The sequence below is a fragment of the Olsenella sp. An290 genome (genome assembly GCF_002159535.1).
Classification (GTDB): domain Bacteria; phylum Actinomycetota; class Coriobacteriia; order Coriobacteriales; family Atopobiaceae; genus Thermophilibacter.
On sequence record NZ_NFIU01000001.1, the window covers coordinates 125,722 to 139,814 of the forward strand.

General features: G+C 70.2%; 13 protein-coding genes. 11 read left to right on the forward strand and 2 right to left on the reverse strand.

The genetic code is table 11. From position 1 onward, the window contains the following. Positions 1–170 precede the first annotated feature (170 nt). Entirely contained in the window at positions 171–509 is a 339-nt protein-coding gene (locus B5F84_RS00650; protein WP_087319658.1) for a hypothetical protein, read from the forward strand. 89 nt (positions 510–598) lie between these two features. On the opposite strand, the gene B5F84_RS00655 is transcribed toward B5F84_RS00650, so the two are convergent. Then, the gene (locus B5F84_RS00655; RefSeq protein ID WP_087319660.1) at positions 599–1,096 is read right to left on the reverse strand and encodes a toll/interleukin-1 receptor domain-containing protein; all 498 of its coding nucleotides are present in this window, start codon (positions 1,094–1,096) and stop codon (positions 599–601) included. 221 nt (positions 1,097–1,317) lie between these two features. Here B5F84_RS00655 and B5F84_RS00660 point away from each other — a divergent pair, with 221 nt between their 5' ends. Next, positions 1,318–2,478 (forward strand): AAA family ATPase, encoded by a 1,161-nt coding sequence (locus tag B5F84_RS00660; RefSeq protein ID WP_158094450.1) that lies wholly within the window; start codon positions 1,318–1,320, stop codon positions 2,476–2,478. Positions 2,479–3,527: 1,049 nt separating this feature from the next. Here the strand turns inward: B5F84_RS00660 and B5F84_RS00670 are convergent. Then, positions 3,528–4,796, reverse strand: a complete 1,269-nt coding sequence (locus tag B5F84_RS00670; RefSeq protein ID WP_087319667.1) for a hypothetical protein — start codon at positions 4,794–4,796, stop codon at positions 3,528–3,530. A 144-nt stretch (positions 4,797–4,940) separates the two neighbouring features. Between B5F84_RS00670 and B5F84_RS00675 the strand changes: the two genes are divergently transcribed. From B5F84_RS00675 to B5F84_RS00715, 9 genes are all read left to right on the forward strand, one after another. After that, positions 4,941–5,675: a VWA domain-containing protein gene (locus B5F84_RS00675; protein WP_087319669.1), complete on the forward strand. Its 735-nt coding sequence runs from the start codon at positions 4,941–4,943 to the stop codon at positions 5,673–5,675. Positions 5,676–5,737: 62 nt separating this feature from the next. Then, complete coding sequence (locus B5F84_RS00680; protein WP_087319671.1) at positions 5,738–6,991, forward strand: PP2C family serine/threonine-protein phosphatase; 1,254 nt, start codon at positions 5,738–5,740, stop codon at positions 6,989–6,991. Positions 6,992–7,083: 92 nt separating this feature from the next. Further along, positions 7,084–8,583 (forward strand): hypothetical protein, encoded by a 1,500-nt coding sequence (locus tag B5F84_RS00685; protein ID WP_087319673.1) that lies wholly within the window; start codon positions 7,084–7,086, stop codon positions 8,581–8,583. Between the two features lie 55 nt (positions 8,584–8,638). Then, positions 8,639–8,947 (forward strand): hypothetical protein, encoded by a 309-nt coding sequence (locus tag B5F84_RS00690; RefSeq protein WP_087319674.1) that lies wholly within the window; start codon positions 8,639–8,641, stop codon positions 8,945–8,947. A gap of 5 nt (positions 8,948–8,952) precedes the next feature. After that, positions 8,953–9,729: a hypothetical protein gene (locus tag B5F84_RS00695; protein WP_087319675.1), complete on the forward strand. Its 777-nt coding sequence runs from the start codon at positions 8,953–8,955 to the stop codon at positions 9,727–9,729. Positions 9,730–9,754: 25 nt separating this feature from the next. Beyond that, positions 9,755–11,038, forward strand: coding sequence for a type IV secretion system DNA-binding domain-containing protein (locus tag B5F84_RS00700; protein WP_087319677.1), 1,284 nt, complete (start codon positions 9,755–9,757; stop codon positions 11,036–11,038). Position 11,039: 1 nt separating this feature from the next. Then, a complete protein-coding gene (locus B5F84_RS00705) occupies positions 11,040–12,311 on the forward strand; it encodes a hypothetical protein (RefSeq protein ID WP_087319679.1) in 1,272 nt (423 codons plus the stop codon). A 6-nt stretch (positions 12,312–12,317) separates the two neighbouring features. After that, entirely contained in the window at positions 12,318–13,385 is a 1,068-nt protein-coding gene (locus B5F84_RS00710) for a transglutaminase domain-containing protein (protein ID WP_087319681.1), read from the forward strand. After that, positions 13,382–14,074, forward strand: coding sequence for a hypothetical protein (locus tag B5F84_RS00715; protein WP_087319683.1), 693 nt, complete (start codon positions 13,382–13,384; stop codon positions 14,072–14,074). The genes B5F84_RS00710 and B5F84_RS00715 overlap by 4 nt, the downstream gene beginning before the upstream one ends. Positions 14,075–14,093: the final 19 nt, after the last annotated feature.

Genomic DNA, 14,093 nt, shown 5'->3' on the forward strand with positions numbered 1-14,093 from the left:
GTCGGGGTTCCGACCCCTCTTTTCTGTTGCCTTTCGTCGTATCTCACCTCCGTGGTCCGGCTTGTTGCGCAACGGACCGATTGTCCGTAGGGAACCGTAATTTGTGACGGGCGCGGAGCGGGTCCGCAGGCCCGGAGGAAGCCAAGGAGGATCGCAACGGGTCGGTGTCGATGGTGCTGACCGACGGATGGATCACGGATGACGGCGGCAACTCCTGCGCGTTCCCGAGCGAACTCGAGCAGCAGATCGGCGAGCTGTCCGCGAGCCGGGCCGTGTCGAGCATCGCTATCGGCATCGGTGGGAGCGACCGGGACCTCCTCAGGAAGATCGCGCCTCCCACCAAGAGGAAGGGCAGGATCATCGCCAATGCCCTGCAGCTCACGGGGTCAATCGACGAGCTCGACTGGGACGCCCTCATCTACTTCATGGCGGAGGGGTCGTCCAAGTCCGCGCACGGTGGGTTCCAGCAGGAGGGCCGCGTCGTGCACAACGGCGTCATGGTGAGCTAGGGGGCGGAGATGAGGGAGTACGTCTTCCAGGCAACGGGGGTGACCCACGAGCTCTTTGGCGAGGGGCTCGAGGACAGGGTCGCGCTCGCCTACTGCACGGGCTCGCCGTCGCTCTTCTCGGTTATTGACATGAGTAGCGGCGGGAACGACTCGGCCGGCTCCCCGTCCGCGAGGGCGAGAAGAACCCGGTCCCGTCCGTGGTAGGCCGAGAAGAGCTCGACCTCGCGGGCGACCCAGAGGCTCTCGCACATGCGGGGACTGCAGATCACGATGAGGAAGCGCGAGCGCCCGAGCGCGTCCCCGATGAGGTTGGGGAGGGAGTCGCTGGTGGGCAGCTCGTCCTCGTCCCGGAAGCACTTGCCGAGGCGCGTTCTACCGTCTTGTCGGAGCTCCCGGGGGACGCGGTGTCCCTCGATGCGCCGCTGGATGCGCCGAGCGAGCGCGCGGTCCTCGGGCGTGTGGCGATACGAAATGAAGGCCTCGTAGGCGTAGTCGCCGCATTCCGCGGCGCCGCCTGTGGCGTGCGCGCAGCGCGGGCAGAAGGCGGCGGCCTCGGGCAGCTCGCGGCCGCAGACGGCGCAGTTCATGGGGCCTCCTCTCGGCGTGCGGGGACGAGTGAATTATCGGCCACGCGCGTTCTTCTCGCCCCGGCGAATCGGCGAGAGCGCCTCGCGCGATGCCGCCCGCTCGTCCGGGTGGCTCCGTCCCCCGCGCTAGCCGTTGCGAGTGCCGCACGCGTTGCGCAACGCGTGCACGCGGCCTCTGCCTCAATGTCTCCACGCAGCGGAGCGCGGAGCGAGGAGGCAGCATGTTCAAGGAGTTCATCTGCGGGGTTCTTACGGTAAGCGAGCTGGGCGAGCCCGACTGGGGCGAGGTCGCGGCGCGCCTGGGGCTGACCCAGCAGCTCATGGAGGAGGACGCGACCTTCAAGTTCATGAGCGCCATCAAGAACGACGAGGGCGCTTGGCAGGTGCCGTTTCTCGCCTACGGCTCGGTGAGCCCCGAGTTCGTCAAGGACCCGATCAGCCGGTTCTGCCCCTATGAGCTCGCGCGCGTGAGCACCGTGCGCCCGGGGCGCATGCCGCTCGACCGCCTCGAGGACCTTCGCGAGCTCGTCAAGGGCGCGATGGGTCCCGTGAGCGCGTCCGACCTCGCCGGCCGCGCCGCCGCCTGCCCCCGTCCCGAGGGCGGCGAGGAGGTCTTCTCCGGCCTCGTGGGCATGGAGGAGCAGCGCCTCATGCTCATGAAGCTCGGGACCGCCGTGGCCAAGCACGGCCGCGGCGCGGTGGACTGCCTCCACTTTGTCTTCGAGGGCAACCCGGGCACGGGCAAGACCGAGCTCGCGAGCCGTCTGGTCTCCTACCTCGACCGCGTCGGCGTGACCGACGGCACCCACAGGATGGTGCAGGTGGGCGGCAACGACCTCATGGCCCCCTACGCCGGCCAGACCACCCCCAAGGTCAAGAAGATCGTCGAGTCCGCCCGCGGCGGGATGCTCTTCATCGACGAGTTTTACTCGCTCATGACGTCGGGGCTCGGTTATGGCCGCGAGGCCATCGACACCCTGACCGAGCAGCTGGATCGCTGCCGCGACGACCTCGTCTGCGTGATTGCGGGCTACCCGGCCGAGGTCCGGGAGACCCTCGACCTCAACCCCGGCCTGCGCGACCGCTTTGGCTATCGCATCGAGTTCCCCGACTACTCGACCGACCAGCTCGTGCAGATCTTCTGCCGCATGGCGGGGGATCGCGGCTTCACCGTCGCGTGCGTCGACGCACTCCCCGGCGCCATGGAGGCGCTGCACCGCTCCGCGGGCTTCTCCAACGCCCGCACGGCGCGCAAGCTCGTGGACCACGCCGTGGTGGAGGCGTCCTGGGCTCGCGACGAGGCCGTCATCACCGCGGACGACCTCGAGTGCGCCCTGCCCCAGTGCCTCGGCGCCCCGGCGCGCCGCCCCGCGGGGTTCTAGGCGTCGAGGGTGCCCCGGGGCCTGCGCGGCCCCGGGGCCAGGCCCCGGCCCGACGCTGATCCCGTTTCCACCTGAGCCGCGGTTCCGTTGTCGCGCTGGTTGCGGGTCCGACCCCGTTCCTGCTCGGGCTGCGGCCCTCAACAGCGACGCAGCATACATTCCACGCGGTTCTTCTCGTAAAACGCCTGTTGGCAAGAAGAACATCGCGTGGAATGTATGTTGCGTATGGCCTTCGGGCCCACCCAACACCACCGCTCGCAGGCAAAGTCGTGTGACTCACAGAATCGATAATGCAACGCTACAATTAATCAGTAATTGTTCTGTATAGCGTATAGATATTATCTATTTAATCAACATCGCCGGAGCCAACATGCGCCTTGCCGCGAATAAGATGAGCGCGCTCAGCGTCCTGCGCTCCATTCGGTCTACGCGGGGCAGGCTGGGCGCCCGCTGCGAGCTTCCCGTCCCGGACTCCTCCCCGAGGAAGCGCCTGTCCGCAGCGACCCTGCCGCTCCGGGCCCTCGCGCTTGAGACGCCTCCTGACCGTCGGCACCCGCTGCACGTTGCCGTGCCGTCTCGCGACGCTCGCGTGCAGGCGTCCTTTGCCGCCTGCACCGTGTACTCGACGGGTCTCCCTCCACGTGCGTTTGCCGAGGTGGCGGACGGTGTCGTCATTCCCTGTCCGGAGCTCTTGTTCCTTGAGCTCGCCCCGCTCATGATGCCCGCCGTGCACGCGCTCCTAGGCTACGAGCTGTGCGGCTCGTATGCGCGCGATCCCGCGGACCCGAGAACGGGCCCGTCTCCTTTGACGTGTCGCCCGTGACCACGGTCGAGCGAATCGCGCGATTTCTCGACGCGTGCCATGGCGTCCGCGGGCTCGAGGTGGCTCGGAGAAACCTTGCCTACGTCGCAAACAACGCCTGGTCACCCACGGAGTCCATCGTTTCCGCGCTTGCGGCCCTGGGTTGCCTGCGCGCCCCGGTGTATCCCGAGCCACGTCCTGCCTCTGCAACATACATTCCACGCGGTTCTTCTCGCCAACAGGCGTTTTACGAGAAGAACCGCGTGGAATGTATGTTAGCCGCAGGGAGGTCGTGCGCCTCCGTGCCCTCGAGGGACCGGAGCGCCCCCATGCCGACGACCTCCGCGAGGGCGACGCACGTCACGGTGAGCGAAATCAGGCCGGTCGCGCTCGAGGAGAGGAACGGGAAGGGGAGCGAGGGCACCGGCAGGACGTGGAAGACGTAGGCCAGGTTGCCGAGGGCGCATCCCACGAGGATGGTGCCAAGCGCCACGGCGAGGGCCTGCTCGGAGGGGTCAAGGACGGGAAGCGCTCGGACGGTCGTTGCCGCGACGCTTGCCACGCAGAGTACGGGCAGCGCGATGCCTGGCACGCCAAAGGCCGAGACCGCCTGTCCGAGCGTGTAGATGACGGGGAAGTCCGAGGTGAGCAGCGTCCCGACGTCGGGCACGCCCGTTCCTAGGGGCGTCACGCTCCTGAGGACCTCGTAGAAGAGGTTCAGGTCAAACCCGCTGCCGTAGACGTCTCGTGGAGCGGAGAGCCAGACGAGGAAACGGTACTCCATGAGGTCGATGCCCAGGAGCCCGATCATGGCCGCCCCGGCAACGACGACCAGGAGGGCATGCCCGCGACGCGGCGAATTCAGCACGTAGAGCGCCGCAATCACGGCGAGCAGCAGACAGAGCTCCGCGTATGACTTCGTGAGCACGAGGACCGCGGCGGACGCGCCAAGAGCGACGACGAGGTCCCCGCGCTCGGCGCCACTTGCACGGAACGCCCCCGTCGCCCCGACCGCAAGCAGCGGCAGGGCGAGAAGTGCGGCGTCGAGGCCCCAGCCCAAGACGCGAATCCACCCCGTTCCGCCGACGAAGCCCAGGGCCAGGATGCCAACGCCCACCGTTGCCGCGTCGAGACGGGGCGCCCTTGTGAGGAGCTCCCTTCCCGCGATGAGGTAGAGCCCGAGCACGAGCCCCAGGAGGGCGAGCAGCTCGAGCGTGCCGCTGCCGACGGGAACGCAGCGCAGGTAGATGCCCATCGAGGCAAGGATGACGAGCGGTCCCAGCGGAGCCCCTCGCATCCAGGGCACACGCGCGAGGGCGAGCATGGCCGCGGCGAGCGCGACGACGAGGCAGCAGACGGTGCCCGCCAAGCTGTCGACCTCGTGGGCGAGCAGGGCGAGAAGTGCCGCGGCGAGGCTCCCCGCGAGCAGGGACGCTCCTCCCCTCCGGATGACGGCGAGTGCGCACGAGGCGGCTCCGAGCAGCGAAAACGCGAGGACGATCAGCTGGGCTTGCATGGCTCTCCTTTCTTTCTGGCCATCCCAAACGATGAAAAGGCAGACCCGGCCGTGTTGCGCAACACGCGGTCGGGCCGTCGGGAACGCTCGTTTACAACACGGGGCGCCAGGCGGGCCGCCCCGATCCGAGAGAAGGGAACCGCAATGTTCAACGAGACCCCGCGCTTTGGCAGCCAGCCCCCCGTCGCCACGGACAAGGACCACATGTCCGTGCTCATCGCGGTGGACACCTCCGGGTCCGTGGAGGGCGACGCCATCCGTAACATCAACGCCAACCTCAACAACTTCAAGAGGATCGTCTGCGAGGACCCCGTCGCGGCCAAGTGCGTCGACGTCTGCGTCATCGCCTTCGACGACAAGGTGCGCGTGATCCAGGACTGGTGCCCCATCAGGGACATGCAGAGCTTCGAGCTCTCCTGCGGCGGCTGCACCGACCTCAACGGCGCCGTCCTCACGGGCATCCAGAAGATCCGCGAGCGCAGCCGCGAGTACGTGGAGCGCGGCATCGTGGAGCGCAAGCCGTACCTGATCGTCATGACCGACGGCTTCGACACCGTGACCGGCAGCGTGGACGAGGCGGCCGACCTGGCCTACCAGCGCATCACCGGGAACAAGATGAAGCTCTGGTTCCTCGGCTTCGGCCCCTACGACAAGGAGACGGCCTCCAAGCTCTGCCGCGCCAACGGCAACTGGTGCTTCGAGGTCAAGAACGGCGACTTCAACTTCAACGACTTCTTCGACTTCGCCGCCAACAGCGTCAAGGCCGTGAGCGTCTCCGCCCCCGGCCAGGACGTGCAGGTGGACACCAACGTGGGCACCCCGCAGAGCAACGTGGCCATGACGCCGCTGCCCACCGCCAACGCCTGGCTGAACGGCTAGAATCCCCGTCCCTCACGCCGGCGCGCCGCGCGCCGGCATCCTCTCTCGAAAGGAGTCCTGCCATGCTGCACGCCTATGGCGCTAGCGTCGCCGGTCCGTGGCATGCCAAGGCCGGCATCCCCTGCCAGGACGCCCACGCGTCCTGGGTCGCCGACGACGGCGCCCTTGCCGTGGCGGCCGCGAGCGACGGCCTGGGAAGCGAGCGCTTCTCGCACGTGGGGAGCGCGACTGCGGTCGAGGCGGCCGTCGCGCACTGCCGCGACCACGCGGTCGCCGGCTCCGCGCCCGAGGAGACCCTCAAGGTCCTGCGCGCCGCGTACGGGGCGGCGTACGCGGCCGTCCTCGACGAGGCGGACGAGATGAGCGAGTCCCCGGGGGAGTTCGACTCCACGCTCTGTCTGGCCCTGCTCGACGGGAACCGCCTCTTCTGGGGCCACTCCGGCGACTCGGGGCTGGTGGTGGGCATGGATGACGGCACGTATCGGCTGGTCACGACCATGCAGCGCGACGAGGAGGGCCGGGTGTTCCCCCTCTGCTTCGACGACCACTGGGAGTTCGGCGTGCTCGAGGGCGTCTCCACGGTCCTTCTCTGCACGGACGGCGTGCTCGAGGGCATGATCGCGCCGCCGATCCTGGGCGCCAACACGGACTGCCCGCTCGACCGCTCCAAGGCGCACATGTTCCTGCACCCCCTCGAGGATGACGCCGAGCACCTCGCCGAGGTCGAGCGCCAGGCCGCCGCCTACCTCGAGGCGTACCCGCGCGAGCTCATCGACGACGACAAGACCGTCGTCGTGATCTTCGATGACGCGCGCCTTCCCGCCAGCCAGCCCGACGCCTACTACGCCGAGCCCGACTGGGAGGACGTTCGCGCCCGGGCGTACGCGGGCCTCTACGCCTCTCGTCGGGAGGGGCAGACGCCCCAGGCGGCATGCGCCGACAAGCCCGATGACGCAGTGCGGCAAAGCTCCGCCACGGGCGAGAAGAACCCTCCCTCCGTTACCGCGGCACCCCCTCGTCCCGTCTCGTCGTCCCGTCCTCGCCCCGCCTCGCCTCGGCCGCAGGTCGTCCCGAACGCGTGCCCGAATCCGGATGCGGCGCGGACCATCTGCCGCATGGGGATCGCGGTCTCGAGTTCGGTCCGCTCCTCCTCGCCCGCCCTCAGGCGTGCGGCGGCGGCCACGTTAGAGGCGGGCGCGGCGGTCGGGCGCGGGTGCGTGAGGGCGGCGACCGAGATGGCTCGCGCCGTCGACGAGTGGCTGAGCGCGCCCGACGGCACGCCTCCCGGCCCTCCGTCCGCCCCGCCGCGTGACTAGCCCCGTCCGCCCGGACGTGCCCGTTGCGCAACGCGCCCACCCGGCGCGGCGGACGCTGTTCCCGTCACGCGCCGACGAAAGGAGATCGCGAGATGATCGTCTACGACCAGAGCGGGACCAAGCTCGAGCTCACGACCAAGCTCGGCGGAGGTGGCGAGGGCAGCGTCTACGCCATCGCGGGCCACCCCAAGTTCGTGGCCAAGGTCTACTCCGCGGACGCGTCCGCGCACCGCGAGAAGATCGAGGCGATGGTCTCCATGGCCGACCAGGTGGGGAGGATCCCCGCCCTCGGCACCGTCGCCTGGCCGATGGCGGCCCTCTACTCGGACGCCGCCCGCACCGCGTTCGTGGGCTTTGGCATGTGCTGCGTCAAGACCAGGCACCGGCTCGAGGAGCTCCACGAGTACCCGGCGCCCGCTGGCATGCGGGTCACGCAGGACCAGAAGGTCGACTTCCTGATCGAGCTCTGTGACATCCTCGCGGCGCTGCACCAGATCGGCCAGATCGTGGGCGACTTCAACAACGAGAACGTCATCATGTGCGAGAGCGGCCGGCCCGCGCTCGTGGACGCGGACTCGTTCTGCGCCCGCGTCGGCGGGCGGACCTATCGCTGCGAGGTCTTCAACGACGCGATCGTGGCACCGGAGATCAGCCGCGCCGCCCGCGCGGCCGGTGGCGGCTACGCGAGCTGCCCCGAGGGCGTGTTCACGAGCCACGCCGATGACTACGCCCTCGCCGTGCACGTCTTTCGCCTGCTCATGAACGGCGTCCACCCCTTCACGTGCGCGGCCGTCCCGCTGCCCAACGGCTCGGTCCCCGCGCCGGTGAAGACGCTCGTGCGCGTGGAGCGCGGCGAGACGCCGTTCTTCAAGAAGGTTCCCGGCGTGCGGGTGAGCCCCATGGCCCCCGACCTCAAGGCGTTCCCGCCCTACCTGGTCGAGCTCTTCCGACGTGCCTTCGTGGACGGCCACGCCAACCCCTCCTCCCGTCCCACGGCGACGGAGTGGAAGGCCGCCCTCACGCGCTACCGCGGCGAGCTCGTGCGCTGCCCGCACGGCCACTGGCACTGGAAGGACGCCTCCTCGTGCCCGTACTGCGAGGCTGACGCCCGCAACGCCAAGGCCTCCAAGGCCGTCGCCAAGCGACCCTTTGTCCCCAGCCAGACGCCTCCGCCCTTCCGCGGCTCCAACCCCGCCGCGCGAGCGGCCAACGGCGTCGCCGCCGCGGTTCAGGCGCCCTCGGCCGCGCAGGCGGCCGGCCTTGGCCTGCCGTACTGGGCGGCGACGCTGCTCATCGGCGCGTGCGTGTTCACGCTCCTTGGCGTGGTGCTGCCGGTCTGCGAGGCGCTCGGCGTCTCCCTTGGCCTCGGGTACCCCGACTGGCTGCAGGTGGCCTTCCTCGTCTCCGCGCTCGCCGGCGTCGTCGCCTACAACCTGCTGTTCGTCGAGCGCGTGGAGACCAAGAACTACTTCATCGCGGGGGCTGCCTCCGCGGGCGGCATGGCAGCGCTGGTCGCCGTGTTCATCGCCCTTGCCATCGCGCTCGTGCTCTTCGTCGTCGGCCTCCTCATCTCCGTGCTCTGCGACTCCTAGCAACGAGGCCGCCCGAGGGGGTGACGTCCCCCTCGGGCGGCCGGAAGGGAACCTCATGAACGTCAACGTCACCGAAGAGGGCATCGCGAGGATCCTCTCCCGCGAGTACGGCTACTCCGCCCGCGCCGCCGAGCAGACGGCGCATGACCTCACGCACTTCGTCTGCGCCGACCACGCCGACCTCGACGAGGCCGTCGTCCGCTGGGCGCGCGACCGCGATGACCAGACGGACGTCCGCATGGGCGCTCGGAGCGTGCGTGACCTCGTCGAGCAGGGGCTCTCCTACCCCGGCGCCCTCGTCTTCGCGGACTGGTACCGCAGCGATCCCGAGACGGCCGCACGCGCGCTCGCCGAGCGGATGTGAGCGCGATGACCTACGAGACCGCGCTTCGCCTGACCGACCGGGAGGCCTGGTCCCACCTCACCGAGGAGGGCAAGGTCGAGGTGCTCCAGGCCATCGAGGACCAGGCCGCCGCGGAGTCCGGACGCCTTGCGCGACCCGTCGCGAGCGAGGCTCTCTACGTCGGGGACGACGGGGTCGAGCTGGGCTGCTACCGGCACGACCAGCAGACCATCTACGTCAACGCCTACCAGCTGGGGGAGGGTTCGCTCTACGGGGACAACCCGGACAAGCTGGCCGAGGTCGTCCTCCACGAGGGCCGTCATGCCTTCCAGCACGACGTCGCTGAGGGCAAGGTCCCCTACGACGACGAGGTGGCCGAGGCATGGGCAAAGAACCTCGAGCCGGGCGGGTACGTCTCGTTCCACGAGAACCCGCGCGCCTACTACGAGCAGCCCGTCGAGGCGGACGCCAGGAGCTTTGCGGCCAGCCGCCTCGCGCAGCTCCAGCAGGAGCGCACGGCGCTTGCGGAACGCGACGCGGCCAAGGAGGCCCAGGAGTCGGGTCAGGAAGCGCAGGGCCAGGGAGGCGAGAAGAACGCCCCCTCCCAGGGCCCGGGCGAGTCCGGGGGCCTCGGCGGGACTGCCGGCCCGGGGGAGTCCGACGGGCTCTCGGACGGCGGCCGGGGAGGCGCCGGGCAGGCGGGCGGAGACGGGCACGACGACGCCCGCGCGGCCTTCGAGGCCGCCGGAGAGGGCGCGCCCGGCGTTGCGCAACGCCACTCCCGCGGCCTTCGCATGATGTAGGGGAACGACGAGAAGGAGGGGAGACGTGGCGACCCGACGCACGACGATTGAGGGGCACGACTGGAGGAGGGCCCTGCCCGAGGCCTCCCCGGACGCGGTCGTCCGGCTTGCCGGCACGGTCGCGGGCGCGCCCGCGCGGCTCGAGCTCTCGCGGGACGACCTCGCGACGCACGTGCTCATGCTCGGCCCCTCGGGCACGGGCAAGACCAACGTGCTGCGCGAGGCGCTCCGTCAGGTGAAGGCCTCGCTGCGCCCCGGCGACACGATGTGCGTTTTCGACCCCAAGGGCGACTTCCTCCCGCTGCTCGACCCCGCGCGCGACCTTGCCGTCCCCGGTGGGGCCGACGCGTGGAACGTCTTTGGTGACGTGGTGGCGGACGGCTGGGACGAGGAGAGCGTCGCCGCCAACGCGCGGGAGATCGCGCAGACGGTCTTCGCCGACGCGATCGAGCGCTCCTCGAGCCCGTTCTTTCCCAAGGCGGCGCGCGACCTCTTCGCGGACGTCCTGGGCGCCCTCAGCGTCTGTTCCGAGAAGGACCGTGCCTTCAGGGAGAGGAACCTCAACAACCGGGCGCTGCGCGACTACCTGCTCGGCGCCACGACACCCGGGCTCACCGACTTCCTGAGCAGGGAGCGACGCTTCTCGGGCTCGCTCAAATACCTCGGCGACGGTGCGTCCGAGCAGGCGCTCGGCGTGCTCGCCGAGCTCCAGGAGGCCACCTCCGCGCTCTTTGCGGACGGCTTCGCCGGTCGCGGGGGCTTCTCCTCTCGCCAGTTCCACCGCGCGGGCACGGGCTCGCTCTTCGTGGAGTACGACATCGCGCGCATGGCCACGCCCGCCTACCAGGTGATCATTGACTCCCTCCTCAAGGAGGCCCTGACAGGGAGGCGCTCGGGCGCGAGCACCTACGTGGTGATCGACGAGCTCCCCATGCTCCCGCACCTGCTCTTCCTGGAGCGCGCCCTCTCATTTGGGCGGAGCCAGGGCGTGAAGGTCATCGCCGCGGCCCAGAGCGTGGAGCAGCTCTATGGCGCCTACGGTCGCGACGCCGGCGCGGCCCTGGTCTCGGGCTTCCAGACGCTCGTGTGCTTCCGGCCGAGCGACGAGGCCACGCGCGCCTGCGCGCGGGAGCGCTGCGGCGGGCGCCTCGAGGAGCTCTCCTACCTCTCCGCCTCGGGCCGGGCGAGCTTTGAGCTGCGCGAGGCGCACGTGGTGGAGGACTGGGACCTCGCCGCGCTCGGTCGCGGGGAGGCCTTCGTCTTTCGCCCGTTCTCCGGTCCGCTGAGGTTCTCGTTTGGGAGGTACTAGTATGGCAAGCCTTCTGGGCATGGGTACGGGCCTCGCCGTATGGGCGGGCAACGCCGCGATGCGGGGAGGGGCCCTCAGGAAGGCGCGTCGCGAGAACGACGCAGCGCGCGGTCTCGTGCGCTATGGGGAGGTTCCGGCGGCGGACCTGCTCGTGGGCTCGTCGCATGCTCTCGTCCTGGGTGCCGACCGCGGGGTGAGGGACGCCGCCCTGGCGGGCTTTGCGCTCGAGTCTGCGTCGCGCGGGGTTCCCGTGGCCGTCGTCGCCGAGGGAGGGCGCTCGATCGAGGCGGCGCTTGTGGGGGCGGGCTGCCCGGGCGTGACCGTCCTCGACGCCGCCCATCCCTCCTACGAGCCCCTCGCCGGTCTCGGGCCGGACGCCGCCTCCGAGCTCTTGGCGCGTGCCCTCTCGCTCCTGCCGGACGCCCCTCCCGAGGGCGTCGCCTACCTCGACGCGCTCGTGCGCGTGCTTCATCGCAAGGGGCTTCCCTCCTCCGTCCGCCTGCTCGAGGAGTGCCCTCACAACCGGATGCACGAGGTCATCGACCGCCTCGAGCTTGCCGGGGCAGTCGACGTCGCTGAGGCGGCCGACCTCAGGTCCTCCCTCGACGTCCCTCCCGCGTGCCGCTCCTTCGTCCAAGGGTTCTTCCGGGACGTCGTGGCGGAGGGGGCGCTCCTCGCCGACCCTCGGGCGGTTCCCGCCTCCGCGACGACCTCGATCCTGGGGCGGGCCCTCGCCCGGACGCCCGGGACGATCGTGCTCGACGTGGGCTCGGGGCAGGCGCGCTCCCTGCTCTCCCTCGTGTTCGCGGAGGTGGGGCTGTGTCTGCGCCGGTTCGCCCCGGTGACGGTCGTCGTCTGCGTGCGGACGGTCGCGGGCTGGGAGTCGTTCGGCCGTGCCCTCAGGGGCACGGGGCAGGCCGGGTGGGTCGTCGCGACGGACGAGGCGCTCGAGTTCTTCTCGTCCGAGGAGGAGCTCAGGCGCTGGGTGGCGTCGTCCGACCGCGTGCTCTGCTTCTCGCAGGGGCACGCCTCGGCTGAGCTGGCGTCGCCCGTCTTTGGCGAGTACGACAAGGTGGACGTCTCGTTCACGCGTTCGGGCGGCGGAGGCTTTGGGACGTTCGGCATCAACTTCTCCAACGGAAGGAGCGCCACCCGCTCCATCAAACGGGAGCGGGTGGTCAAGCCCGAGGAGCTGCGCTCGCTCGCGCGGGACGAGTTCTTCGTCCTCGAGGACGGCCAGCCCGGCGCTGGCACGGGAATCGCAAAGAGGTGAGGGGTCATGAAGGAAATCAGGGACTACGTGGCGCAGGGGCAGTTTCGCCCGCACCGGCCAAGGAGCGGGGCGCGCGCGGACGCCTACGACGCGCTCGTCGACGGGCTGCTGGGCTACGAGCGGCGCATCCGCTTTCCCGCCGGCGTGGCGATGCACGACGTCGACGGACTGCTCGACCTCGTCAAGATCGACGTGCCCGAGCTCTTCTACGTCGGTCCCGGCAACGTGATGTGCGTGGGGCCTCAGGGGCGCCCGCTCTCCCTCACGCTCTACCCGACGTATCGCCTGGGCGAGAAGGACGCGATCGCCCTGCTCGACGCCATGGGGCGCGAGGCCGAGGAGCTCGTGCGCAGGGCGGATGAACTGGACATGCTGCACCCCTGCCATCCCGGCGCCCGCTGCGGGCTTGACCCCTTTGACATGCTGCTGCCGATACACGACTGGCTCGTCCGGCGCTTCTCGTACGAGGACGCCGGCCAGCCGCACGCGCATGAGGCTCCCGGTCCCCTGGTCTACGGGAGGGGCGTCTGCGAGGGGGTGGCCAAGGCGATGAAGTACCTGTGCGACCGCTGCAGACTCGCCTGCGCGGTGGTCTCGGGTGTGGCCCGGGACTCGGGTGACGGCTCGACGGGGCCTCATGCCTGGAACCTGGTTCATGCGGGGCCGGGCGGCACGGGCTACTGGACCAACGTGGACGTGACGTTTGACGCCGCGCTCTCCCACGGCTTTGTCCGGCACGACTACTTTGGGCGCTCCGATGCCGAGCTCTCGGTGAGCCACCGGCGAGACGAGCCGAGCCCCCTGCCCCTCGGCGACGGCTCGCTGCGCTACTACGAACGAGAGAGCCTCATGGCGACCTCGGCGTCCTGTCTCGGCAAGATCGTCGACTGGCACCTCCCCAGGGCGGGCGGGGTCGAGTTCGTCATGCCCTCTCTGTGGGAGGGGCGCTCCGAGCTCGACGCCGCCGTCCACCACGGCGTGGGCAAGAGCGCGGAGCTCATGGCACGCGGCGGCGCGTACACGCTCTGCCCCAACTACGACCTCTTGGTCTTTGGCCTGGAGGTGGCGTCGTGAGCGGGGCCGTTGTCGCGCCCGAGGCTCGCACGATGCGCACGCGGGACTTCGAGATGGCCTTCGCCACGCGGCGGGGCTCGCGGCGCACGGTCAACCAGGACCGGGCGCGCCTGTGCGAGCACGGGCTCTGCGTCATCGACGGCATGGGCGGCGGCGAGGCGGGGGAGGTCTTCGCCGAGCTCGCGGCCAACCGGGTGGAGAGGTCGCTTGCGCTGGGCGAGGGGCCCGAGGGCTCCCTCGCGGGGGCGAGCGCCGACCTCGCGACGCTGCGGCGGGCGGTCCTCCGGGCGCCCGGTGGGGCGACGGGGTGCGTCTGCGCGTTTGACGAGGGGGGCTCCTGCCAGCTTGCGGCGCTCGGTGACGTGCGCGCCTTCCTCGTGGGGGAGGATGACGTCGAGGAGGTCTGCGAGCTAGGCAGCTCCTCGCGGGGCTACCTGGGCGACGGCCGTGCCTGCGCGCCTCGCTCCTGCGTCCTTGCCGAGAAGGGCCTGGGCTCGCGGGTTCTTCTCGTGTGCTCGGACGGGTTCTGGCGTTACGTGACGGCACGCGAGCTCGTGAGAATCGTGCGTGCGGCCCCTTCCCTCGAGGCTGCGGCCGTGCGCCTCGTGGGACTTGCCCGGTCGTGCGCCTCCCCGGACGACGTGACCGTGGCGCTCTGCCGACCGCTTGCCGAGCTGCCGAAAGACTGATGGGGCGCGTGCTCTACAG